This window comes from Pseudomonas sp. CP-1 (genome assembly GCF_021213715.1).
Lineage (GTDB): Bacteria > Pseudomonadota > Gammaproteobacteria > Pseudomonadales > Pseudomonadaceae > Pseudomonas > Pseudomonas aeruginosa.
Genome location: NZ_JAJQKY010000006.1, coordinates 231,146 through 255,123, shown reverse-complemented (window position 1 = coordinate 255,123; position 23,978 = coordinate 231,146). Strand labels below are relative to the sequence as shown.

The 23,978-nt window shown below is 67.4% G+C and carries 17 protein-coding genes; 13 read left to right on the top strand and 4 right to left on the bottom strand.

Annotated features, from left to right (window positions below):
* The first annotated feature begins 4 nt into the window (after window positions 1-4).
* Together LT948_RS14765 and LT948_RS14760 are read left to right on the top strand one after the other, a co-directional pair.
* A complete protein-coding gene (locus LT948_RS14765) occupies window positions 5-1,444 on the top strand; it encodes a hypothetical protein (protein WP_019486556.1) in 1,440 nt (479 codons plus the stop codon).
* Window positions 1,445-1,481: 37 nt separating this feature from the next.
* The gene (locus LT948_RS14760; RefSeq protein WP_049874992.1) at window positions 1,482-2,381 is read left to right on the top strand and encodes a 1-aminocyclopropane-1-carboxylate deaminase/D-cysteine desulfhydrase; all 900 of its coding nucleotides are present in this window, start codon (window positions 1,482-1,484) and stop codon (window positions 2,379-2,381) included.
* Here the strand turns inward: LT948_RS14760 and LT948_RS14755 are convergent, their stop codons facing one another.
* Window positions 2,382-3,347: a DUF1853 family protein gene (locus LT948_RS14755; protein ID WP_003091344.1), complete on the bottom strand. Its 966-nt coding sequence runs from the start codon at window positions 3,345-3,347 to the stop codon at window positions 2,382-2,384. It abuts the gene before it with no gap.
* 124 nt (window positions 3,348-3,471) lie between these two features.
* Here LT948_RS14755 and LT948_RS14750 point away from each other — a divergent pair, with 124 nt between their 5' ends.
* The 10 genes from LT948_RS14750 (at window position 3,472) to LT948_RS14705 (ending at window position 17,560) form a co-directional block, all read left to right on the top strand.
* Window positions 3,472-4,359, top strand: a complete 888-nt coding sequence (locus LT948_RS14750; protein WP_003091343.1) for an NAD(+) kinase — start codon at window positions 3,472-3,474, stop codon at window positions 4,357-4,359.
* Complete coding sequence (locus tag LT948_RS14745; RefSeq protein WP_003091336.1) at window positions 4,359-5,339, top strand: metallophosphoesterase; 981 nt, start codon at window positions 4,359-4,361, stop codon at window positions 5,337-5,339. Before LT948_RS14750 ends, LT948_RS14745 begins: the two co-directional genes overlap by 1 nt.
* Window positions 5,336-6,196: a rhomboid family intramembrane serine protease gene (locus LT948_RS14740; RefSeq protein ID WP_034028130.1), complete on the top strand. Its 861-nt coding sequence runs from the start codon at window positions 5,336-5,338 to the stop codon at window positions 6,194-6,196. The genes LT948_RS14745 and LT948_RS14740 overlap by 4 nt, the downstream gene beginning before the upstream one ends.
* 83 nt (window positions 6,197-6,279) lie before the next feature.
* Window positions 6,280-6,543: a YeaC family protein gene (locus LT948_RS14735; RefSeq protein ID WP_003104989.1), complete on the top strand. Its 264-nt coding sequence runs from the start codon at window positions 6,280-6,282 to the stop codon at window positions 6,541-6,543.
* Complete coding sequence (locus LT948_RS14730) at window positions 6,543-7,376, top strand: DUF2797 domain-containing protein (RefSeq protein WP_003091329.1); 834 nt, start codon at window positions 6,543-6,545, stop codon at window positions 7,374-7,376. Before LT948_RS14735 ends, LT948_RS14730 begins: the two co-directional genes overlap by 1 nt.
* A gap of 18 nt (window positions 7,377-7,394) precedes the next feature.
* Window positions 7,395-10,052: an aminopeptidase N gene (gene pepN / locus LT948_RS14725; RefSeq protein ID WP_022580539.1), complete on the top strand. Its 2,658-nt coding sequence runs from the start codon at window positions 7,395-7,397 to the stop codon at window positions 10,050-10,052.
* A 446-nt stretch (window positions 10,053-10,498) separates the two neighbouring features.
* On the top strand, window positions 10,499-12,463 hold the full coding sequence (locus LT948_RS14720) for a DUF1302 domain-containing protein (protein ID WP_003110074.1): 1,965 nt from the start codon (window positions 10,499-10,501) through the stop codon (window positions 12,461-12,463).
* A gap of 58 nt (window positions 12,464-12,521) precedes the next feature.
* A complete protein-coding gene (locus tag LT948_RS14715; protein ID WP_003091320.1) occupies window positions 12,522-13,889 on the top strand; it encodes a DUF1329 domain-containing protein in 1,368 nt (455 codons plus the stop codon).
* A 179-nt stretch (window positions 13,890-14,068) separates the two neighbouring features.
* Complete coding sequence (locus LT948_RS14710) at window positions 14,069-15,166, top strand: WD40/YVTN/BNR-like repeat-containing protein (protein ID WP_010793217.1); 1,098 nt, start codon at window positions 14,069-14,071, stop codon at window positions 15,164-15,166.
* Window positions 15,167-15,178: 12 nt separating this feature from the next.
* Window positions 15,179-17,560 carry an efflux RND transporter permease subunit gene (locus tag LT948_RS14705; RefSeq protein WP_003110076.1) on the top strand — a complete coding sequence of 794 codons (2,382 nt, stop codon included), beginning with the start codon at window positions 15,179-15,181 and terminating at the stop codon, window positions 17,558-17,560.
* 71 nt (window positions 17,561-17,631) lie between these two features.
* On the opposite strand, the gene cprS is transcribed toward LT948_RS14705, so the two are convergent.
* Together cprS and cprR are read right to left on the bottom strand one after the other, a co-directional pair.
* Window positions 17,632-18,927 (bottom strand): cationic peptide sensor histidine kinase CprS, encoded by a 1,296-nt coding sequence (cprS, locus tag LT948_RS14700; RefSeq protein WP_003110077.1) that lies wholly within the window; start codon window positions 18,925-18,927, stop codon window positions 17,632-17,634.
* A complete protein-coding gene (cprR, locus tag LT948_RS14695; protein WP_003091311.1) occupies window positions 18,924-19,595 on the bottom strand; it encodes a cationic peptide response regulator transcription factor CprR in 672 nt (223 codons plus the stop codon). Before cprR ends, cprS begins: the two co-directional genes overlap by 4 nt.
* Before the next feature lie 377 nt (window positions 19,596-19,972).
* Here cprR and LT948_RS14690 point away from each other — a divergent pair, with 377 nt between their 5' ends.
* Window positions 19,973-22,843: a S8 family serine peptidase gene (locus LT948_RS14690; protein WP_003091308.1), complete on the top strand. Its 2,871-nt coding sequence runs from the start codon at window positions 19,973-19,975 to the stop codon at window positions 22,841-22,843.
* 6 nt (window positions 22,844-22,849) lie between these two features.
* On the opposite strand, the gene LT948_RS14685 is transcribed toward LT948_RS14690, so the two are convergent.
* Window positions 22,850-23,929: an alpha/beta hydrolase fold domain-containing protein gene (locus LT948_RS14685; RefSeq protein WP_003112115.1), complete on the bottom strand. Its 1,080-nt coding sequence runs from the start codon at window positions 23,927-23,929 to the stop codon at window positions 22,850-22,852.
* Window positions 23,930-23,978: the final 49 nt, after the last annotated feature.

The window sequence follows — 23,978 nt, the reverse complement described above, 5'->3', positions numbered from 1 at the left end:
CCGGATGCGGGCCGCCTCGCCAGGCGTTCGAGGGTTAGCGATGAGCATGCAGAAAAAGCCACAGATGGCGGAGGCCGTGCTGTTCTTCAACGACAGCGGCGTCTGCAAGGAAATGCTGTATCCCGAATTCGAGGCGCTGCTCGATGGTCTGGTGCGCATGCCGGAATACGCCGACCGGCAGATGCACCTGGCCTATGTGTTGATCAATCCGCGCCTGCAGGCGCGGGCAGCGGTGTTCTTCTATCTCGATTTCGACGAGCAGGGCGGCGCCGACACCGGCTGGAACCTGCCTCTGCGCAACCTCGCCGAGCGCGCCGGACGCGGCCCCGACATGGGCGGCGGGCCGATCCGCCTGGCCTGTCGCAGCCAGTGCCCGGTGTCCTGGCACCAGATGCACCTGTGGGACCCGGAGAGCAGCGCCGGACGCAACCATTTCGTACTCATCCGCGACGCGCTCAGGCGCAACCAGCTCGGCCTGCTGGTGGACGAGGAGCCTGCCGCGGTGGAGCCGCAGCGGCTGCAGATGGCCGCCGAAGAACAATGGTACGCCGCCGGTCCCGCCGCCCCGAAGGCAGCGCCCGCGGAGCCTCCGCGCAAGCAGGAGGACGAGCAGGCGGCGCGCCTGGCGCAACTGGTCAAGCAGCAGCGGCAACAGCTCGCCGCCCTGGCCCGGCAGCAGGAGCAGCGCCTGGCCGGGCTCGCCCGGCAGCACGAAGAGGAACTGGCCAGGCGCGAACAGGACGCCCGCGGGCAACTGGACATCCTGCGCAGCGAAGTGCTCAGCCTGCAACAGGCCCTGGAACGGCAGGCGCGGGAGAACGCCGAGTTGCAGCAGCGTCTGCTGGAGCAGGGCGAGCAGTTCCAGCGCAACCGCGAGGAACTGACCCGGCAACTGCGTTTCATCGAGAACCAGGGGCGCAACGAGACCGACCTGCTGCGCTCGGAGTTCGCCGACGAACTGGAGGCTCGGGTGGCGGTGGCGGTGGCCGGCTACAAGGAGCAGGTCTCGATCCGCGACGTCGAACTGGCCTACCGCAACGAGCTGGACCAGCAACTGGAGCAGGAACTGGCCGAGCTGCGCGCCGAGCGCGACCGTCTGGCCGCCCAGGGGCCGGAGCAACTGCTGGAGCGTCTATCCGGCCAGGGCGTGGTATTCGTCGCCTACCATCCCGGCGCCGGGCACCTGACCATCCCCTTGCAGGACATCCCGCGTTACCAGGACAATCCGCTGGCCTACGCGGCGGCCAAGTGCTTCGTCTCCGAGAGCCAGTACCGCCAGTGGCTGGACCACTTCCAGCAGCCGCGCTGCGAGGCGCTGCTGCCCGGCGGCGAACGCTGCAACCTGCCGCTCGACCGGGTCGACAACCCGGCGCGCTTCGTCGCCGGCGACACCAACTGCTGCGCCCGGCACAAGACCACGGGGCGCCTGCGCACCGTGAGCTGACTTCTTGCCGTTTCCCCACTGGTCACCGCATACACCCTTGCAGCGTCTCGAACTCGACTGGCTGCAACGGGCCGGGGTCGAACTGGCGCTGCTGCGCCTGGACCAGGCCGATCCGTTGATCTCCGGCAACAAGGGGTTCAAGCTCGCGCCACACCTGGCGCTGGCCCGCGAGCAGGGGCTGGACGGCCTGATCAGCCTCGGCGGCGCCCACTCCAACCACCTGCACGCGCTGGCCGGCGCCGGCGCGCGTTTCGATTTCCGTTGCGTCGGCCTGTTGCGCGGACACGAAGTCGATACGCCGACGGTGCGCGACCTGCGCAGTCTCGGCATGGAACTGCACTGGCTCGGCTACGGCGGCTATCGCCAGCGGCATGCCGCCGGTTTCTGGCTTCCCTGGCGGGAACGTTACCCAGGCTTGCTGCCGGTCGCCGAGGGCGGTGGCGGGCTGCTGGGCGCGCGCGGTTGCATCGGGCTGGTGGAGCGCATAGCGACCCAGTTGCCGACGCTCGGCTGGGACGATTACGACGCGATCTGGGTGGCCGCCGGTACCGGTACGACACTGGCCGGCCTGGTGCTCGGCGAGGCTGGGCGGCATCCCGTGGTGGGCGCGCTGGCGGTGCCGGAGGACCATGGCGTCGCCGCCCAGGTCGCGGCGACCCTTGCCGAGGCGGGCTGGGCCGATGCCGGCTATCGCCTGCTGGACGCCAGCCGTGGTGGTTTCGCCCGCCTCGATGGGCGATTGGCGCGGTTCATCGTCGAGTTCGAGACGGCCAGCGGCGTCGCCCTCGAACCGCTGTACACCGGCAAGCTGCTGCTCGCCCTGCGCGAGGCCGTGGAGAGCGGCGCGGTGGCTCGCGGCAGCCGGTTGGTGGCGCTGCACAGCGGAGGCCTGCAGGGCCGCCGGGCATTGCAGGAGCGTTTGCTGGCGTTGCTCTGATCAGGCATCCGCGGCCTGGCGCGCGCTACCCCACAGGCTGAGCCCCGGCGGCCAGTCGTCGCTGGCCAGGAACAGGCGCTCGGCCTCTACCCAGTAGCCGTCGCGCGGCACCACCCTTACCAGCATTTGCGGACGTGCCTCGTCGGCGAAGGCGATGTTCCAGCAAGCGCCGTCGCGCGGTGGGTCGAGCGGGTCCTGCCGCCGCATGGCCGGCGCCAGCCAGTGCTCGCGCGACAGATGCAGCCAATGCTGCCCGGCCTGCGGTCCGGCCAGGCTGGCCAGGTACGCCGGCCAGTCGCGCTGGCGGAGCCAGCGGCCACGCAGATGCCGTGGCTCGATGTCGGCGGGCAGGCTGCCCGGCCCGGGCCAGGGATGGAACAGGTAGCCGCTCAGCCACAATGCGGAAACGGCCGATTCGGCGCCATGGGCGGCCAGCACCTGGCGACCCTCGCGGGTCGCCGCCAGCGGCAACTGGTGTCGGCAGAGGTGTTCCAGCTTGCGTGACAGGCGGTCCTGGCCGCCGGGCCCGAGCCAGTCGCCGGGGCCGGACTGGGGCCCCAGATAGAGTTTGATCGCCAGTTCCAGGTGGTGGATGCCGTCGTCGTCCCGCAGCAGCAGGTCGAGTTCGCCAAGGGTATGCCCGCCGTCGCGCACCGGCAGGTTGGCGGCGATCAGGCGCACGTCCGGGGCTTGTTCCAGGGCGAATTGCCAGAGATGTTCGTAGTACAGGCCGAGACGCTGCCGTGGCCACTGCGCGAGCCAGGCGGCGAGATGCTGCGGCTGTCGCTCCTGTTCGCGCAACCAGGCGGCCAGGCGCTCCGGCTCCTGGCGCCAGCGGCTGGCGGCGAGCGGATGGCGCTGCGGCTCCGGGGTCCGGCGCAGCAACGGCGGGGCGAGCAGGGTCCAGGCCAGGTCGCGGACGGCCGGGTGGCGCAATTCGTCGAGCAGTTCGGTCAGCAGCGTCATACCCAGAGGTTAGCCGGGTTGCGCCACTCGCGGCGATTTCCCGTACATGCGCGGGTTTGCCGCTGTCCGCGGCTTTCGCCCATAATCCGCTCTATCCCGCCCGCCAGCTTTTCGCAGGAACCGCATGGAACCCTTTCGCAATATCGGCATCATCGGCCGCCTCGGCAGCACCCAGGTGCTGGATACCATCCGCCGGCTGAAGAAATTCCTGATCGATCGCCACCTGCATGTGATCCTCGAGGACACCATCGCCGAAGTCCTGCCCGGACACGGCCTGCAGACCTGCTCGCGGAAGATCATGGGTGAGATCTGCGACCTGGTGGTGGTGGTCGGCGGCGATGGCAGCATGCTCGGCGCGGCCCGCGCGCTGGCCCGGCACAAGGTGCCGGTGCTGGGGATCAACCGCGGTAGCCTGGGCTTCCTCACCGACATCCGCCCGGATGAACTGGAGGCCAAGGTCGGCGAGGTGCTGGACGGCCAGTACATCGTCGAGAGCCGCTTCCTCCTCGATGCCCAGGTGCGTCGCGGTATCGACTCGATGGGGCAGGGCGATGCGCTCAACGACGTGGTCCTGCACCCGGGCAAGTCGACCCGGATGATCGAGTTCGAGCTGTATATCGACGGCCAGTTCGTCTGCAGCCAGAAGGCCGACGGCCTGATCGTCGCCACGCCCACCGGTTCCACCGCCTACGCGCTGTCCGCCGGCGGTCCGATCATGCATCCGAAGCTGGATGCCATCGTCATCGTGCCGATGTACCCGCACATGCTTTCCAGCCGCCCGATCGTGGTGGACGGCAACAGCGAGCTGAAGATCGTCGTGTCGCCGAACATGCAGATCTACCCGCAGGTCTCCTGCGACGGGCAGAACCATTTCACCTGCGCCCCCGGCGATACCGTGACGATCAGCAAGAAGCCGCAGAAGCTGCGCCTGATCCACCCCATCGACCACAACTACTACGAGATCTGCCGGACCAAGCTCGGCTGGGGCAGCCGCCTGGGCGGAGGCGACTGATGCAACTCGACCCCGGACGTGGCTACGACCTGATCGGCGATGTCCACGGCTGCGCGCATACCCTGGACCGCCTCCTCGACCTGCTCGGCTACCGCCTGCAGGGCGGCGTCTGGCGCCATCCGCGGCGCCAGGCGTTGTTCCTCGGCGACATCGTCGACCGCGGCCCGCGCATCCGCGAGGCCCTGCACAGGGTGCACGCGATGGTCGACGCCGGCGAGGCGCTGTGCATCATGGGCAACCACGAATTCAACGCGCTCGGCTGGAGCACCCCGGCGGCGCCCGGCAGCGGCCGCCAGTACGTCCGCGAGCATACGCCGCGGCATGCCCGGCTGATCAAGGAGACCCTCGAGCAGTTCGAGGGCCACGACGCCGACTGGCGCGACTTCCTCGGCTGGTTCCAGCAACTGCCGCTGTTCCTCGATGCCGGGCGCTTCCGCATGGTCCATGCCTGCTGGGACGGCGAACTGATCGCGACCCTGCGCCGGCAGTTCCCCGACGGGCGGATCAGCGAAGCCTTCCTGCAGGAGTCGGCGGAGCCCGGCAGCTTCGCCGACCTGGCCTGCAACCGCCTGCTGCGCGGTACCGACATGCGCCTGCCGCACGGTGCCACGCTGACCAGCAGCGATGGCTATACGCGCGCCTTCTTCCGCACCAAGTTCTGGGTCGAGGACGAGGCGCCGCGCACCTACGGCGATATCGTCTTCCAGCCCGACGCGTTGCCCGAAGCGATCGCCCGCGAGCCGCTCAGCGAGGAGCAGAAGTCCAGCCTGCTGACCTACGGCGCCGACGAACCGCTGTTGTTCGTCGGCCACTACTGGCGACGCGGCACGCCGGCGCCGATCCGGCCGAACCTGGCCTGCCTGGACTACAGCGCGGTGATGTACGGCAAGCTGGCGGCCTACCGCCTGGATGAGGAAACCCGCCTGGACCGGCACAAGTTCGTCTGGGTCGAAGTGAAGCGGCCGGAGGCTGACGAGTGAGCGCGGTGCAGGTCCTGAAGTTTCCCCTGTCGGTCGACCTGGCCGGCTTCGTCGGCCTGCTGCGGCGTCTGAACGTGCCGCACCGGGTCAGCGAGGAATCCGGCCAGCAGGTCCTCTGGGTGCCCGACGAGCGGCTCGCCGAGCAGGTCCGCGAGTTGTACCGGCGTTATCCCGAAGGCGATCCGCAGGCGACCCTGGAGGCCGCGCCGCGACCGGCGGGGCAGGGTTTCGTCCGGCAACTGCGGATGAGCCCGATGACCGCCGCGGTGTTGCTGCTGACCTTCGTCGTCGCCGCCGTCACCTACCTTGGCGACAACTTCGCGACGATGCGCTGGCTGACCTTCCAGGACTTCCGTATCCAGGGCCAGTACGCGCTGTTCACGCCGTTGGCCGAGAGCCTGGCGGCGGGTCAATGGTGGCGGCTGTTCACGCCGATGCTGATCCACTTCAGCTGGCTGCACCTGGCGATGAACGCCATGTGGTTCTGGGAGCTGGGCCGGCGCATCGAATTCCGCCAGGGCCGTCCGATGCTGCTCGGCCTGACCCTGTTGTTCGGCCTGGTGTCCAACGTGGTGCAGTACGCGGTGAGCGGCGCCAGCCTGTTCGGCGGGTTGTCCGGGGTGCTCTATGGCCTGCTCGGGCACTGCTGGATCTTCCAGTACCTGGCGCCGAACCAGGCCTATCGCCTGCCCAGGGGCGTCGTGGCGATGATGCTGATCTGGCTGCTGGTGTGCCTGTCCGGGGTGATCGACCTGCTCGGCTTCGGCTCCATCGCCAACGGCGCGCACGTTGGCGGGCTGCTGGTCGGTTGCCTCAGCGGTTTGCTGGGCGGCCTGCTGGCGCGGCGTCGCCGTTGAGCGAGGGGCTGCGGCAGCTTCGATGTGCGCCGCCGGCCCCGGCCCGGTAGAATGGCCGGTACGCCTTTTCACCGGAGCCGGCCATGTCGTCCTTCAATCAAGCGATCGAGAACATCACTCCTGAGATCTACCAGAACCTCAAGCTGGCCATCGAGATCGGCAAGTGGCCGGACGGCCGCAAGCTGACCCAGGAGCAGAAGGAACTCTGCCTGCAGGCGGTGATCGCCTGGGAGCTGCAGAACCTCCCCGAGGAGGAGCGCACCGGCTACATGGGCCCGCAGCACTGCTCCTCGCATTCCGACGAGCCGATCCCGAACATCCTGTTCAAGTCGGACTCCGTGCACTGATGGAAGAAATCGCCCGCGGCGCGCTGAGCAAGATGACGGCGCGCCTGGAAAGCAATGCTCCCGTGCAATACGCCTTCCGCCTCGACGACCGCGAAGTCGCGGTGAACCCGCTGATCGGCCGGCCGCTGCGCCTGGAGTACCTCGGCAGCATCTTCTGCACCCATTGCGGCCGCAAGACGAAGAAGAGTTTCAGCCAGGGCTATTGCTATCCCTGCTTCACCCGGCTGGCGCAGTGCGACAGTTGCATCGTCAGCCCGGAGAAGTGCCACTACGAGCAGGGCACCTGCCGCGAACCGGAGTGGGGCGAGCGGTTCTGCATGACCGACCACGTGGTGTACCTGGCCAACTCCTCCGGGGTGAAGGTCGGCATCACCCGCGCCAGCCAGATTCCCACCCGCTGGATCGACCAGGGCGCGCGCCAGGCGCTGCCGATCCTGCGCGTGGCCACCCGCCAGCAGTCCGGCCTGGTGGAAGACCTGCTGCGCAGCCAGGTCGCCGACCGCACCAATTGGCGGGCCATGCTCAAGGGCGAGGCCGAGCCGGTCGATCTGGCGGCAGTCCGCGAGCAGTTGTTCGACCAGTGCGCCGACGGCCTGCGCGAATTGCAGCAACGTTTCGGCCTGCAGGCGATCCAACCGGTTATCGACCTCGATCCGCTCGAGATCGCCTACCCGGTCGAGGCCTACCCGAGCAAGGTCGCCAGCCTCGACCTGGAAAAAACGCCTATCGTCGAAGGCACGCTTCGCGGTATCAAGGGCCAGTACCTGATCCTCGACACCGGGGTGATCAACATTCGCAAATACACGGCCTACCAGATCGCCGTGCATCACTGAGCAGAAGGGCCACAAGCCATGCGCACCGAGCAACCGAAAGTCATCCACCTCAAGGACTATCAGGCGCCGGACTACCTGATCGACGAGACCCACCTGAAGTTCGAACTGTTCGAAGACCACAGCCTGGTACACGCCGAGCTGAAGTTGCGGCGCAACCCCGAGCGCGGCGCCGGCCTGCCGCCGCTGTTGCTGCATGGCCAGCAACTGGAGCTGCTGGCGCTCGAACTGGACGGCCAGGCGCTCGGCGCGGACGACTACCAGCTGGACGACGAGCAGCTCGGGGTGCAACCGCGGCAGGCCGAGTTCGTCCTCAGGAGCACGGTGCGTATCCATCCGGAGAGCAACACCGCGCTGGAAGGCCTGTACAAGTCCGGCAAGATGTTCTGCACCCAGTGCGAGGCCGAGGGTTTCCGCAAGATCACCTATTACCTCGACCGTCCCGACGTGATGAGTCGCTTCACCACCACCGTCAGTGCCGAACAGCAGCGCTACCCGGTGCTGCTCTCCAACGGCAACCCGGTGGCCAGCGGTTCCGAAGGCAACGGCCGGCACTGGGCGACCTGGGAAGACCCGTTCAAGAAGCCGGCCTACCTGTTCGCCCTGGTCGCCGGCGACCTCTGGTGCGTCGAGGACAGCTTCCGCACCATGAGCCAGCGCGACGTGGCGCTGCGCATCTACGTCGAGCCGGAGAACATCGACAAGGTCCAGCACGCCATGGACAGCCTGAAGAAGTCGATGCGCTGGGACGAGGAGGTCTACGGCCGCGAGTACGACCTGGACATCTTCATGATCGTCGCGGTCAACGACTTCAACATGGGCGCGATGGAGAACAAGGGCCTCAACATCTTCAACTCCAGTTGCGTCCTGGCCCGCGCCGAAACCGCCACCGACGCCGCCCACCAGCGGGTCGAGGGCGTGGTGGCGCATGAGTATTTCCACAACTGGTCGGGCAACCGGGTGACCTGCCGCGACTGGTTCCAGCTGTCGCTCAAGGAAGGCTTCACCGTATTCCGCGACTCGGAATTCTCCGCCGACATGAACTCGCGCACGGTCAAGCGCGTCGAGGACGTCGCCTTCCTGCGCACCAACCAGTTCGCCGAGGACGCCGGGCCGATGGCGCATCCGGTGCGCCCCGACTCGTTCATCGAGATTTCCAACTTCTACACCCTGACCGTCTACGAGAAGGGCTCGGAAGTGGTGCGGATGATCCACACCCTGCTCGGCGCCGAAGGCTTCCGCAAGGGCTCGGACCTGTACTTCCAGCGCCACGACGGCCAGGCGGTGACCTGCGACGATTTCGTCAAGGCCATGGAAGACGCCAATGGCGTCGACCTGACCCAGTTCAAGCGCTGGTACAGCCAGTCCGGCACTCCGCGCCTGGCGGTGGAAGGCGAGTACGACGCCGCCGCCCGCCGCTACACCCTGACGGTGCGCCAGAGCTGCCCGCCGACTCCCGGCCAGCCGAGCAAGGAACCCTTCGTCATCCCGCTGGAGCTGGGCCTGCTCGACGGCCAGGGCCACGAACTTCCGCTGCGCCTGGAAGGCGAGGCCGCGGCCCAGGGCGGCAACCGTGTGCTGGCGGTGACCGAGGCCGAGCAGCGCTTCGTCTTCGTCGAGGTGCCGGAGCAGCCGCTGCCATCGCTGCTGCGCGGCTTCTCCGCGCCGGTGAAACTGAGCTTCCCCTACAGCCGCGACCAGTTGCTGTTCCTCATGCAGCACGACAGCGACGGCTTCAACCGCTGGGAGGCCGGCCAACAGCTTTCGGTGCAGGTCCTGCAGGAGCTGATCGGCCAGCACCAGCGCGGCGCGCAACTGGTACTCGACCCGCGCCTGATCGAGGCCTACCGCACCCTCCTGGCGGACGAGGCGCTGGACCAGGCGATGGTCGCCGAGATGCTCTCGCTGCCCAGCGAGGCCTATCTCACCGAGATCAGCGAAGTCGCCGATGTCGACGCGATCCATGCCGCCCGCGAATTCGCCCGCCAGCGTATCGGCGAAGCGCTGTTCGAGCCGCTGTGGCAGCGTTACCAGGCCAACCGCAAGATTTCCCGCGACACCGCCTACCTCGCCGAGGCCTCGCACATCGCCCGGCGCAGCCTGCAGAATATCGCGCTGTCCTACCTGTCGCTGTCGGGCCGGGAGGAAATCCTCGCCGCCTGCCTGGAGCAGTACGAAGGCTGCGACAACATGACCGAGCGCCTGACCGCCCTGGCGGTGCTGGTCAACTCCGGCTTCGAGGCGGAGAAGGGCAAGGCCCTGGCCATGTTCGCCGACTACTTCAAGGACGACCCGCTGGTGATGGACCAGTGGTTCAGCGTGCAGGCCGGCTCGCCGCTGCCGGGCGGGCTGGAGCGGGTCCAGGCGCTGATGCAGCACCCGGCCTTCACCCTGAAGAACCCGAACAAGGTGCGCGCGCTGATCGGCGCGTTCGCCAACCAGAACCTGGTCAACTTCCATCGTCCTGACGGCGCCGGCTATCGCTTCCTCGCCGACCAGGTGATCGTGCTCAACGCACTCAACCCGCAGATCGCCTCGCGCCTGCTGGTGCCGCTGACCCGCTGGCGCAAGTACGACGAGGCGCGGCAAGCGCTGATGCGCGGCGAGCTGGAACGCATCCTGGCCTCCGGCGAGCTGTCCAGCGACGTCTACGAAGTGGTGAGCAAGAGCCTGGCCTGATCCGCCAGCTTCTCCCAGAAGAGGGTGTTACTGGCCACTGGCTGGTAACGCCCTTTGTTACTTCTGGGAATCGCTTCACTGTTTTCCATTGATGGAGCCCGCTTAATCGTGTTTCGCGAACCACCCTGCGCAGGCTCTGCGAAGGGACTTTTCGCGCCACCGGCGACATTCGCCTGGCGCGTTTTGTCGGACACTTCCTGTTTTCTGGTCAGTGAATGAACAGTCATCTGGCAGGAAGTCCTGTTTTTGTCGCAATCCATTGAATTCCCTGGAGGATTCCGTTGAATTGGCATCCCGGTTGCACTGCCTCGTCGCGCGGTTCCCTTTCGTCGACGCGAGGCCGGTGACGCCGCGACCACCCATAACAAGGCCGCAGAGAAACGGCCGAACGGCGAACCGCCCGCAGTGGCGGCGCCCAACGCATGACCACATGGAGTGAGTTCCCGATGTACATCCCCAACCGCCAGCCCCGGCTGCGCTCCGCGCCGGCCCGGGCCGGCTTCGCCTTCGCCGGGCTGCTGCCGCTGCTGGGCGGCCAGGCCCAGGCCGTCGAATTCAGCTTCCTCGACAACGAGGTGTCCGGTTCGCTCGATACCACCCTGTCCTACGGCACCCTGTGGCGGGTGCAGGGGCAGGACAAGAGCAACAACGACATCAACACCAACGACGGCAACCGCAACTTCGATACCGGCCTGGTTTCCGAGGTCTACAAGATCACCTCGGACCTGGAGGCGACCTGGCGCAACTATGGCGTGTTCATTCGCGGCACGGCGTTCTATGACACCCAGATCATGGACAAGCGCAACGACTACTACAGTCACAACGATCCATCGCAGCCGAGCCAGAGCTATCCCCACGACGACCGTTTCACCAGCCAGACCCGCGACATCGCCGGGCACAAGGCGGAAATCCTCGACGCCTACGTCTACGGCAGTTGGGACATCGGCAACATGCCGCTGAGCGCGCGCTTCGGCCGCCAGGTGTTCAACTGGGGCGAGGGCATCTTCTACCGTGGCGGGGTCAACACCACCAACCCGGTGGACGCCGCCAAGTACCGCCTGCCCGGTTCCGAGCTCAAGGAAGTGCTGATGCCGGTGGAAGCGCTGAGCTTCAACATCGGCCTGACCGACAACCTGTCGATGGAAACCTTCTACCAGTGGAACTGGAAGGAAACCCGCCTCGACCCGGTCGGAACCTTCTTCTCCGAGACCGACCTGTTCGCCGACGGCGGCAACACCGGCTACAGCGACTTCACCGGCACCGCGCTGGACACCCCGGTGCCCGGCTTCGGCAACGTTATCGGCCTGTACCAGGCGCTGGGCAACAATCCGCTGCTCAGCGGCGCGCTGAAGAACACCGGCCTCTATGCCAACGGCGTGACCCCGGCCTACGGCAACGTGATGAAGGTGTCGTCCATCGGCAAGGACATCAACGCGCGCAACGACGGCCAGTTCGGCGTGGCCTTCCGCTACATCGCCGAGGAACTGAACAGCACCGAGTTCGGCTTCTACTTCGTCAACTACCACTCCAAGGAGCCGACCCTGTACGCCGACATCGGCGACTATGCCGGGGCCGACCTGGCGGCGCTGGCCAACACCCTGCGGCCGATCGCCGGCAACCTCGCCGAAGCCCTGGCCAACGGCCTGGTGACCGCCGACGTGATGGGCAACATCAATGCCCGCCGCGAGTTCGCCGAAGACATCCGCATGTACGGCTTCAGCTTCAACACCACGGTGGGCGACGCCTCGGTGTTCGGCGAGCTGGCCTATCGGCCGAACCTGCCGATCGGCATCGCCGCCACCAACGACCTGATCGGTGACCTCGCCCACGGTGCGGCGGAAGCCGCCAACGGCGGGCAGATCAACGTCGGCGGGCAGATGGTCGGCCTCGGCGGGCAGATCCACAACTACGAGCGGGTCGAGGCGTTCAACACCTCCCTCGGGACCATCTACAACTTCGGCCCGTCACTGAGCTTCGACTCGTTGACCGGCGTCGCCGAGTTGGCCTCGGAACACCTGCGCGGCAGCAGCCTGAAGTACACCGCCTATGACGGCAGCACCCGCTACTACGCCGGGCGCGGCAACAGCTCGTACGTTTCCGGCGGCGACCGTGGCGACCAGGTGAACCGCAACGCCTACGGCTACACGCTGCTGCTCAGCGGCACCTGGAACGACGTGTTCGCCGGGGTCAACGTGTCGCCCTACGTGGTCTACAAGGACGACTTCGAAGGCAACTCCTACCAGACCGGCAACTTCATCGAAGGTCGCAAGGCCTACACCCTGGGGGTCAAGGCCACCTACCTGAACAGCCTGGAAGGCGAACTGCAGTACACCGAGTTCTACGGCGGCGGACAGAACAACAACATCCGCGACCGCGACAATATCGGCCTGACCGTCAAGTATTCCTTCTGACCGAACCGATAACGACACGGGCGCCGCGAGCGCCCGGCACCTCACACGGAGAACCCTCATGTTGAACAAGCACCTGCTGATCGGCGCTTCCCTGGCGCTGGCACTGGGCAGCGGCGGCGCGCTGGCCGGCGTTTCCGCCGGCGAGGCGGCGCAACTGAAGTCGAGCCTCACCCCGCTGGGCGCGGAGAAGGCCGGCAACGCCGCCGGCAGCATTCCCGCCTGGACCGGCGGCATCACCCAGGCGCCGGCCGGCTACAAGCCGGGCCAGCACCACCCGGACCCGTTCGCCGCGGACAAGCCGCTGTTCACCATCGACAAGGCCAACCTGGAGCAGTACAGGGAACACCTGACCCCGGGTCAGCTGGCGCTGTTCAAGACCTACCCGGACAGCTTCCGGATGCCGGTCTACCCCAGTCGCCGTTCCGGCTCGGCGCCGCAGTGGCTGTACGACAACACCTTCGCCAATGCCACCAGCGCCAGGCTGCTGGACGGCGGCAACGGGTTCGCCGACGCCTATGGCGGGGTGCCGTTCCCGATTCCGAAGAGCGGCGTGGAGGCGCTGTGGAACCATGTCGCCCGCTACCGCGGCACCTATGTCGTGCGCCGCGCCTCGGAAGTCGCGGTACAGCGCAACGGTAGCTACTCGCTGGTGACCTCGCAGCAGGAAGCGCTGTTCAAGTACTACCTCAAGGGCGGCAGCTTCGCCGACCTGAACAACCTGATGTTCTACTACCTGTCGTTCACCAAGAGCCCGGCGCGCCTGGCCGGCGGCGCGGTGCTGGTGCACGAGACCCTCGACCAGGTCAAGGAGCCGCGCCAGGCCTGGGGCTACAACGCCGGCCAGCGCCGTGTGCGGCGTGCGCCGAACCTTGCCTACGACACGCCGATCGCCGCCGCCGACGGCCTGCGCACCGCCGACGACACCGACATGTTCAACGGCGCGCCGGACCGCTATGACTGGAAGCTGCTGGGCAAGAAGGAAATCTACATTCCCTACAACAACTACAAGGTCAGCAGCCCCGAGGTGAAGTACGAGGAACTGCTCAAGCCGGGCCATCTCGATCCGCAATACACCCGCTACGAACTGCACCGCGTGTGGGTGGTGGAAGGCACCCTGAAGCCGGGCGCGCGGCATATCTACTCCAAGCGCACCCTGTACCTCGACGAGGACAGCTGGAGCGCGGCGGTGGTCGACCAGTACGACGGTCGCGGCGAACTGTGGCGGGTGTCCATGGCCTACCTGAAGAACTTCTACGACCTGCCGTACACCTGGAGCGCGCTGGACGTGTTCCACGACCTGCAGGCGCGTCGCTACCACGTGCAGAACCTGGACAACGAGGAGCCGGGTACCATCGACTTCACCCAGGCGATACCGGACGACTCCTACTTCAAGCCCTCGGCCCTGCGCCGCCGCGGCACCCGCTGATCGCTCCGCTCGCCGGCGCCGACCGCTTCCCTCCGGGGAGGAGGGCGGCGCCGATCCCCCGTTACAGACGGCTTACACGCTTAACAAAAGATAACGTGGCTTCAATTGTCTCCGTCGCCAAACGCTGGCTATATAACGCTCACCACGAACCACTAATAACAACAACGGGGACGGTATCCATGCGTGAGCCCATGACGTGGCGCACTTCGCCCGGCCAATCCGCGGACGCTTCGCGGCATCCGGCCATTCCTTCCAGATCGCCCCTGGCCAGCAGGGCCCTGTCGTTTCTCGGGGCGCTTTCTCTTCTGACCTTCGCCGCGACCCCGGTCCTGGCCGAGTCGACGCCAACCGCCGCGCCGCCGCAATTCGCCGTGGAATCGCCGAAGGCCGCCAGCAGCCTGCTGCTCAGCGTCGCCCATGCCGGCAAGCGGCTGGTCGCGGTCGGCGACCGTGGGCATATCCTGCTCTCCGACGACGACGGCAAGACCTGGACCCAGGCCAAGGTGCCGACCCGCCAGTTGCTCACCTCGGTGTTCTTCGTCAACGAGCGCAAGGGCTGGGCGGTCGGGCACGATGCGCAGATCCTCGTCAGCGACGACGCCGGCAGCACCTGGACCAGGCAGTTCGAGGACCTCGGCCGCGAAGCGCCGTTGCTGGACATCTGGTTCGCCGACGAACAGCACGGCCTGGCCGTCGGTGCCTATGGCGCGCTGCTGGAGACCCGCGACGGCGGCCAGCACTGGGAAGACGTCAGCGAGCGCCTGGACAACGAGGACCAGTTCCACCTCAACGCCATCGCCGCGGTCAAGGACAACGGCCTGCTGGTGGTCGGCGAAGCCGGCAGTCTGTTCCGCTCGAAGGACTGGGGCGCCACCTGGGAAAAACTCGAAGGCCCCTACGAGGGCTCGCTGTTCGGCGCCATCGGTACCGCCGATGCGGGCGGCGTGCTGGTCTACGGCCTGCGCGGCCACCTGTTCCGCTCCGCCGATTTCGGCGACAGCTGGGAAGAGATACCGCTGAAGGCGGCGTCCGGCGACCTGGAATTCGGTCTCTCCGACGGCGCGCTGCTGGCGGACGGGCGGATCGTCGTGGTCGGCCACGGCGGCAGCGTCCTCGAAAGCACCGACGGCGGGCGCAGCTTCAGCGTGTTCAACCGTCCCGACCGGCTGTCCCTGGCCGGCGTCAGCGCCACCGGCGACGGCCACCTGATCCTGGTCGGCCAGGGCGGCGTGCACCTCGCTGCGGCGAACGGTGCCGCGCTCGAACAACAACAATAAGGCGGGGGTCGCATGAGTGCCATGAACCAGCATCAGCAAAACAAGGCGAGCCTGCTCGAACGCCTGATCTTCAACAACCGGCCGGTGGTGATCTTCCTCTGCCTGCTGGTCAGCGTCTTCCTGTTCTACCAGGCCACCCAGGTGCGGCCGTCCACCAGCTTCGAGAAGATGATCCCGCTGGAGCACCCGTTCATCCAGAAAATGCTCGAGCACCGCAACGACCTGGCCAACCTCGGCAACACCGTGCGCATCTCGGTGGAGGCGGTGAACGGCGACATCTTCACCAAGGAGTACATGGAGACGCTCCGGCAGATCCATGACGAGGTGTTCTACATCCCCGGCGTCGACCGTTCCGGCCTGAAGTCGTTGTGGAGCCCCAGCGTGCGCTGGACCGAAGTGACCGAGGAAGGCTTCGCCGGCGGTGAGGTGATCCCGCAGACCTACGACGGTTCGCCGCGGGCGCTGGAGGAACTGCGCAACAACGTGCTCAAGTCCGGGCAGATCGGCCGCCTGGTGGCGAACAACTTCAAGTCGAGCATCGTCGACGTACCGCTGCTGGAGATGTACCCGAATCCGAAGAACCAGAGCGAACTGATCAAGCTCGACTACCGCCAGTTCTCCCATGAGCTGGAAGAGAAGATCCGCGACAAGTACCAGTTGCAGAACCCCAACGTGAAGGTGCACATCGTCGGCTTCGCGAAGAAGGTCGGCGACCTGATCGACGGGCTGGTGATGGTGGTCGGCTTCTTCGGTATCTGCCTGCTGATCACCCTGGTCCTGCTGTACTGGTTCACCAAGTGCATCCGCAGCACCATCGCCGTGCTGATCACCACCCTGGTGGCGGTGCTCTGGCAGCTCGGCCTGCTCAACCTGGTCGGTTTCGGCCTCGATCCCTATTCGATGCTGGTGCCGTTCCTGATCTTCGCCATCGGTATTTCCCACGGCGTGCAGAAGATCAATGGCATCGCCTTGCAGTCCAGCGGCGCCGACAATGCGCTGATGGCGGCGCGGCTGACCTTCCGCCAACTGTTCCTGCCGGGGATGATCGCGATCCTCGCCGACGCCGTCGGCTTCATCACCCTGCTGGTGATCGACATCGGGGTGATCCGCGAGCTGGCCATCGGCGCCTCGATCGGCGTGGCGGTGATCGTCTTCACCAACCTGATCCTGCTGCCCGTGGCGATCTCCTACATCGGCATCAGCAAGAAGGCGGTACAGCGCAGCAAGGACGACGCGGTGCGCGAGCACCCGTTCTGGCGCCTGCTGTCGAACTTCGCCAGCCCGAAGGTGGCCCCGGTGTCCATCGCCATCGCCCTGCTGATGCTCGGCGGCGGCCTCTGGTACGGCAAGCACCTGAAGATCGGCGACCTCGACCAGGGCGCGCCGGAACTGCGTCCCGACTCGCGCTACAACCTCGACAACGACTTCATCATCCGCAACTACTCGACCAGTTCGGACGTGCTGGTGGTGATGGTCAAGACCTCCCCGGAAGGCTGCTCCACCCACCAGGCCCTGGCGGCCATGGACGAGCTGGCCTGGAAGCTGGAGAACACCGAGGGCGTGCAGTCGGCGATCTCGATGGTCACCGTGTCCAAGCAGGTGATCAAGGGGATGAACGAAGGCAACCTGAAATGGGAGACCCTGTCGCGCAACCAGGACGTGCTGAACAACTCCATCGCCCGTGCCGACGGTCTCTACAACACCGACTGCTCGCTGGCGCCGCTGCTGGTCTTCCTCAACGACCACAAGGCCGAGACCCTCGACCGCGCGGTGGCGGCGGTGCAGGCCTTCGCCGCGGAGAACGACAAGGACGACCTGCAGTTCCAGCTGGCCGCCGGCAACGCCGGGATCGAGGCCGCCACCAACGAGGTGATCAAGCAGTCCGAACTGATCATCCTGGTGCTGGTGTACATCTGCGTGGCGGCCATGTGCATGATCACCTTCCGTTCCTTCGCCGCGACCCTCTGCATCGTCCTGCCGCTGATCCTCACCTCGGTGCTGGGCAACGCGCTGATGGCGGCGCTGGGCATCGGCGTGAAGGTCGCGACCCTGCCGGTGATCGCCCTCGGCGTCGGCATCGGGGTGGACTACGGGATCTACATCTACACCCGCCTGGAGTCTTTCCTGCGCATGGGCCTGCCGTTGCAGGAGGCCTACTACGAGACCCTCCGCTCCACCGGCAAGGCGGTGCTGTTCACCGGCCTGTGCCTGGCGATCGGCGTGGCCACCTGGATCTTCTCGGCGATCAAGTTCCAGGCCGACATGGGCCTGATGCTGACCTTCATGCTGCTCTGGAACATGTTCGGCGCCCTCTGGCTGCTGCCGGCCCTGGCGCGTTTCCTGATCAACCCGGCCAAGCTGCAGGCCAGGAAGGCCTCGCTGTTCGCTCACTGAGTCGCACCGAGCCTCGCCAAGACCGCGGCCCCGGCCGCGGTTTTTTTCGCGCGGAGGAAGGCCGCCGCGCTTCAGTCCGGTGTGGCGGGGAACAGCAGCTCGCAGCGGAAGCGCTGCTCGTCGCTGCTGTAATGCAGGCGCCAGCCGCTCTTCTGGCACAGGCGCTGGACCAGGTCGAGGCCCAGGCCATAACCGAACGCCATCGACTCCTCCGTGCCCTGGGCCGCGCCGATGGGGTTGCTGATCAGCAGGCTGCGGTCGCGCACGACGATTTCCACCACGCCCTCGTCGCTGTACTGCAGGGCGTTGCGCAGCAGGTTGCCGATGATGATCCGTGCGCGGGTCTGCGGCAGGCTGTGTGGCTCCACGTCGAGGTGGAAGGTCAGGCCGCGGCGCTGGCTCAGCGCCTGCTGTTCCTCGAGCAGTTCCTCCAGCAGGCGGCCGACCTCGATGTGTCCGTCGTCGCGCAGTTCGCCGCTCTCGCGGCTGAGCCAGAGCAGGGTCTCGGTCATCTGCTGCATGCCCAGCGCCGAGCGGCGGATGCGTTGCAAGGCATGCGGGGAGGGCGCGCGGCCGGGTTGGTCGAGCAGCTCCAGGTTCATGCCGATCACCGCCAGCGGGGTGCGCAGCTCATGGCTGGCGTAGCGCAGGAAGCGCTCCTCGCGCTGGCTGAAGTCCTTGATCCGGGTCACGCTGTTCCACAGGGTATCCGCCAGCACGTTGAGTTCGCGGTAGTTGAAGCGCGGCCGCTGGCTGTCCGGGGCGAGGTCATCGAGGGTCATCGACCAGCGCGTCAGCTTGCGCAACGGCGCGACGATGAACCAGACCAGCAGGCCGACGGCGGCCAGCGAAGGCAGGGTGACCGATAGGGTGACGATCCAGGTCTGCCTGACGCGGGCGTCGATGATGGCGTCGGACAGCGGCGTGTCGATGCTGCCGGCGGCGTCGTTGTCGTAGAGGTAGAGCGTCTTGCCGTCGGCCAGTGGCTGGCGGACCACCACGTAGGCATCGTCGCTGGGCGCGTCGTCATCCTCCTCTTCGTCATCGTCGTCCCAGTTGCCGAGCAGTTGCATGGCGCCGATGCTCTTGTAGGGTGGGGTGTCGAGCATCTCCCTGAGTTTCGGCGGCAGCCCCGCGGTGCCGACGCTGCCCTTGAAGTAGTAGCTGTCCGGCGCCGGCGTAGCCGGGTCTTCCTGGTAGCGCTGGGCGAAGTACAGCCCTTCCTCTTCCATCATCATGCTGAGCAGGTAGAGGGCGCCGGTCTCGCCGTAGTCGCCGAGCATGCGCGTGTAGACCAGCAGCACCCCGGCGAGGATCAGGCTGACGCCGCCACCGACGATGGGGATCAGGCTCAGGCCGCGTTTCATTTGCGCTCCAGTTGGAAGCCGACGCTGTGCAGGGTATGGATCAGAGGGGTGGCGAACCCCTTGTCGACGGTGCTGCGCAGGTGGTGCATGTGCACGTTGAGGGTGTTGCTTTCCGGCGGCTCGTCGCCCCAGACGCTGCGCCCCAGCTGCTCGCGGGTGACCAGCGCGGGGCTGGCGCGCATCAGGCACTCGAGGATCTTCCAGGCGGTGGGGGACAGCGCCAGGGGCGTGCCGCCGCGGCTGGCCTGGCGGCTGTCGAGGTCCATCACCAGGTCGTCGACCTGCAGGCGCTGGGCCTGGCCGCTGCGGCGCCGGCTGAGGGCTTGCAGGCGGACCAGCAGCTCCGGCAGTTCGAAGGGCTTGAGCAGATAGTCGTCGGCGCCGGCGTCGAAGCCGTCGAGCTTGTCCTGCAGGGTATCCAGGGCGGTGAGCATGAGTACCGGGGTCTGCAGGCCGGCTTCGCGCAGCTGGCGACAGACCTGCCGGCCGTTGATGCGCGGCAGCATGATGTCCAGCAGGATCACGTCGTAGCGGTTGGCGCGCGCCAGGTTGAGGCCGGCCTGGCCGTCGCGGGCGTGATCGCAGACCACCCCGGCGGCCTCGAGGTAGTCGATGACGGTGCCGGCGAGATCGAAGTTGTCTTCGACGACGAGTACGTGGATATGCATGGCCTGGGTCGCGTGACGAATGGGCTGGTCGACTGGCGGTGGATGGCCGTCGCGCCATGGGCGGTTCGGGAGAGGCGGGCGGTCGGCGGTTTTCGCGAGTCGGGCAGCGATGTTCGTCGATCGGGGCGCGGGCTGTCCAGTTGCCCACCCGGTTTGCGCCTCCGCTGTGACCCCGTGCCGCTCCCGTCGGCGTGTCCGCGTTAAGCCTTTTTTAACCCCCCGGGAGCTAGCGTGCGCCTGCTCGGAACGCTAGCCGCCAGGCTATTGCCGGGTGCCATCCGCGAAGAGTGCGGGTGCCTTTCGTTTTTGGGGGATTTTTTGCCATGTCGCGGACGACGCGTTGGAAGGATGTTCGAAAGTGCGGGATACGCACACTGGTGCCGCTGGGCGTTTCGCTATCGCTGTCGCCCTGTGCGTTGGCCGAAGCCCGGTCCAGCGGCTGGGAGCAGGACTTCATCGGCGTGCCGGTCGCGCGCGCGTTGGGCCTGACCGGCAAAGGCGTGGATGTCGGGGTGATCGATGGCGGTTTCCTTCCGCAGCATCCGGCGTTCGCCGGCCAGGCGATCACTCCGCTGGCCAACCGAGTGGCCATCGACGGCGAGGAAGCGATCGCCGATCCCTCCCGGCCGCTCTTCGATCGCGATGAGCAAAGCGGAGAAATCCAGGTCGCCAGCCATGGCGCGAATGTCAGCGGAATCATCGCGGCCAGGCCGGAGGTCATTGCCGATTTCACCTATCGTGGTGGCGTGGCGCCGAAGGTCGGGCTTTTCCAGACGCAAATCAGGCCCAGCGACGAAGCCGATGACGAGGATGCCGACATAGAGGAGGAACAAGACGAAGCAGCGAGCCAGGCCAGCCTGCTGCAACCGGGCAGCGAGGAACTCGTCCATGGCGCCCTGAGCACCCTCTACCGGGGCGCGCCGACGGTACGGATCATCAACAACAGCTACAACGACGATCCTATCGGCAATGACGCCGCCGCGGTGGATGCCGCTTATGCGGCGATCGATCCCGCAGCGCCGCATCCCTACCTGAATGCCCTGGCCGACGGCGTGCGCGACGGGCGCCTGCTGGTGTTCGCAGCCGGCAACGAAAGCCGCGCGCAGCCCGGCTTGCTCGCCACCTTGCCGCGCTTCATGCCCGGACTGGAAAGCGGTTTCCTCAGCGTGGTCGCGCTGGGTCCGGACCGCGACCTCACCGACTACTCCAACCAGTGCGGGGTGACGAAAGACTGGTGCCTGGCGGCGCCCGGCGACATGTACGTGGCCGCGGCGAACGGTGCCTCGGCCGAACGCTTGACCTACACCTATGCCGACCAGAGCGGTACCTCCTACGCCACGCCGCTAGTCAGCGCCAGCGCGGCATTGCTGGCCGAGCGTTTTCCCTACATGGACATGGCGCAGGTGCGGATGACCATGTTGAGCACCGCCGTCGATCTTGGCGAGCCTGGGGTCGACGCGCGTTTCGGCTGGGGGTTGCTGGACCTGGCCCGGGCGGTACGTGGACCAGGCCAGCTGTTCGGCGATCAGCGGGTGACGCTGGACGCGGCGCGCGGCGGCTGGAATGCCAGGGATGCCTGGAACAACGACATCCGCGCCGGTGGCATGCTTGGCAAGGCCGGCAGCGGCGCGCTGCGGCTGTCGGGCGATAACCGTTTCGCCGGGGTCGCGGTCGAGGCCGGCGAACTGGCGCTCGCCGGGCGCAACCGGTTCTCTGCCGCCAGCGAGGTTCGCGGCGGGCGCCTGGTGGTGGACGGCACGCTCGAAGGACCGGGGTTGAGGGTAGCCCGGGCCGGCGAGCTGGGCGGCGGCGGCACCATTGCCGCGCCGACCCGGATCGACGGTGTGCTCGCCGCCGACCGCCTCGCGGGCGCGCCGAGTTTCACCCGCTCGCTCGAACTGTCGCCGTCGAGCACGACCCGGGTGGCGCTGGGCGGGCAACCGCCGATTCGCCTCGACGGCGCGGCTGCTTTCGCCCGGTTGGGCGGGCGGCTGCAACTGACGGCGGCCGATGCGGCGGGGGCGGGGCAGAAGTTCCTGACGGTCGCGCGGGGCGCCACCTACCAGGGCGGTTTCGATGCCTTGCAACAGGCGCCGGGCCTGGCCGCGCGGGGCCTGCGCCACGACTTGCGCTTCGCTGCGGATGGCATCGCCCTGGCCCTGGCTCCGCTCGACCTGCCGGGGCAGGTCAACCTACAAGGCAACGCCGGGCGTTCCGCGGCGGCGTTGAACGCGCTCCGTGACCGGCCCATCGCCCTGCGCCCCGGCGCCTACAACGATTGGCTGCAGGCCAGCCTGGCGCGCGGCGATCTCGCTGGCCTGCCACGCAGCGCCGGCGGCCAGGTGTATGCCGACAGCCTGGCCTACCTGAGTCGGCAGCCGTCGCAAGTGGATCGCGCGATGTTCGGCGAGCTTTCCTGGGCGCAGCCCGGGCAGGCGCCGCGGTTGTGGTTCCAGGGGCTCGCTTCCGGCTTGCGCAACGAGGGGCGCTCAGGCGTCAGCGGCAGTCGCGAGCGTAGCGACGGCATTGCCCTGGGCCTGGTCCAGGCGCTCGACGAACGAACCCAGGGCGGCGCGACGCTGGCGCAGACCAAGGGACGGATCAACAGCGCCGGCGGCAAGGTCGAGCTGGACATCACCCAGCTCGCCGTGGGCTTGCTACACGCCTTCGACAGCCTGGAACAGGGCGGTTACGTCAGTGCCATGCTCGGCGCCGGCTACCTCGACGCCGCCAGCAAGCGGCGCCTGCCGGGCTTTGCCACGGCCAAGGGCGACAGCGAGGGCTGGCTCTACCACGCCAGCGTCAAGAGCGGCTACCGCTGGCGCAAGGACGATTGGCGGGTCGAGCCGCGGGTCGGCCTGCTGGCGACCCGCACGGAATGGAAAGGTTTCCGCGAAAAGCACAGCGAGCTGGCGCTGGACGTCGACCGCGCGGCCAGGGATGCGACCTTCGCCACCCTGGAACTGAGCGTCGCGCGCAGCCTGCGGGTGGCCGACTGGTCGCTGGAGCCGGAGCTGAACCTGGGCTACGAGCGTGCCCTGGGAGTGCCGGCGAGCCACACCGAGGCTAGCCTGCAGGGCGTCGACCTGAAGCAGGTTTCGGCCCATCGGGGGCGCGACCTGTTCAGTGCGGGGATGGCGCTGCACGCCCGCCGCGGTCCGTTGCAGGGCAGCCTGGAGCTGCAGGGGACGAAAGGCGAGCGGGTCGGCGGCAGCGCCGTCAACCTGCGCCTGAGCTACGACTTCTAGCGCTGGCTACTTGAGCACCTTGATTGGCTTCACCGGGGTGCCGTCGCTCCACTGGCCCATGCCGGTCTGCTCCGGCGTAGCGCCCAGGGCGTACTGGCGGTTGCGGTTGTAGAACGCCGCGTCGGTGAGGCCATCGAACAGCTTCCAGGTGCCGTACCAGTCGAGGGCGTCGATCACCAGCGGGTCGTGGCCGGTATAGCGGCCTTCGGCCTGCTGGACTTCGAGGCGCTTCTCGACGCGGTCGAGCAACCAGTCGCTGTCTTCTTCCTTCGGATACTGCGGGCCGAATACCGGCGCGGTGGGCGCCGCGTGGTTGGCCAGCAGCGGCGGAGCGCCGTGGCGATCGCTGCGCAGCAGCAGGAGGTTCTTGTCGCTGGGCGGAATGTGCCGGCTCTGGCGGTAGATGCGCTTGGCGTCGGTGCAGGCCACGTGGCTGTCCTCGTCGCCGCAGACCGCCAGCAGCAGGGTACCCTTGGCCAGCCCCGACAGGCGTTCCTGGGCCACGCCGTCCCAGCGCTTGCCCTGGCTCTTGCCGGGCTCGACCACCATCAGCGCCTTCGCCGCCGGCAGCTTCAGGCGTTCGCTGGCGGCCGCCAGGTTGGCGGCGAGCAGTCCGCCGGCGGAGTGGCCGAGGTAGGCGACCTGGTTCAGCCGCGGGCGCACCCCCAGCTCGCCGGCCTGCAGGCGCCTGAGAGCGTCGCCGAGGGCGCCGGCGGCATTGTCGAGGAAGTCTGCGTTGGGCGTCTTCAGGTCCGGCTGGTAGCGCGGGTAGACCACCACCATGCCGCGGCGAACGATATGGTCGATCCAGGCGCGGTAGAGGTCCGGCTGCATCACGCTCCAGCCGTGCAGGAAGATCACCAGCGGAGCGTTGCCGGGGACCGGTTGCTCGGGGGTGAACACCCAGTATTCGCGAGCGCCTTCGCCGAAGTGCCACTGATGCACGCTGGCATGGCGATAGGCCGCGCCGCCCGGCCCTTCGGCCGGCTGCGTCGGCGGCGTGGGCGCGGTCGGCGGTTCGGCGGCCGTCGCGGCGTGGCCCAGGAGCAGGCCGCACAGGACGAGGTACAGGGTACGGAAGCGCATGCGGGCCCTCTTGCGGAATCGGAATGTCGTGCCAGTCCTAACCATAGCG

Bases quoted from the DNA above. Each gene is read 5' to 3' on its own strand.
- LT948_RS14765 (WP_019486556.1), top strand. From the start codon at position 5: ATGCGGGCCGCCTCGCCAGGCGTTCGAGGGTTAGCGATGAGCATGCAG.
- LT948_RS14755 (WP_003091344.1), bottom strand. From the start codon at position 3,347: ATGACGCTGCTGACCGAACTGCTCGACGAATTGCGCCACCCGGCCGTC.
- LT948_RS14750 (WP_003091343.1), top strand. From the start codon at position 3,472: ATGGAACCCTTTCGCAATATCGGCATCATCGGCCGCCTCGGCAGCACC.
- LT948_RS14745 (WP_003091336.1), top strand. From the start codon at position 4,359: ATGCAACTCGACCCCGGACGTGGCTACGACCTGATCGGCGATGTCCAC.
- LT948_RS14735 (WP_003104989.1), top strand. From the start codon at position 6,280: ATGTCGTCCTTCAATCAAGCGATCGAGAACATCACTCCTGAGATCTAC.
- LT948_RS14730 (WP_003091329.1), top strand. From the start codon at position 6,543: ATGGAAGAAATCGCCCGCGGCGCGCTGAGCAAGATGACGGCGCGCCTG.
- pepN (WP_022580539.1), top strand. From the start codon at position 7,395: ATGCGCACCGAGCAACCGAAAGTCATCCACCTCAAGGACTATCAGGCG.
- LT948_RS14720 (WP_003110074.1), top strand. From the start codon at position 10,499: ATGTACATCCCCAACCGCCAGCCCCGGCTGCGCTCCGCGCCGGCCCGG.
- LT948_RS14715 (WP_003091320.1), top strand. From the start codon at position 12,522: ATGTTGAACAAGCACCTGCTGATCGGCGCTTCCCTGGCGCTGGCACTG.
- LT948_RS14710 (WP_010793217.1), top strand. From the start codon at position 14,069: ATGCGTGAGCCCATGACGTGGCGCACTTCGCCCGGCCAATCCGCGGAC.
- LT948_RS14705 (WP_003110076.1), top strand. From the start codon at position 15,179: ATGAGTGCCATGAACCAGCATCAGCAAAACAAGGCGAGCCTGCTCGAA.
- cprS (WP_003110077.1), bottom strand. From the start codon at position 18,927: ATGAAACGCGGCCTGAGCCTGATCCCCATCGTCGGTGGCGGCGTCAGC.
- cprR (WP_003091311.1), bottom strand. From the start codon at position 19,595: ATGCATATCCACGTACTCGTCGTCGAAGACAACTTCGATCTCGCCGGC.
- LT948_RS14685 (WP_003112115.1), bottom strand. From the start codon at position 23,929: ATGCGCTTCCGTACCCTGTACCTCGTCCTGTGCGGCCTGCTCCTGGGC.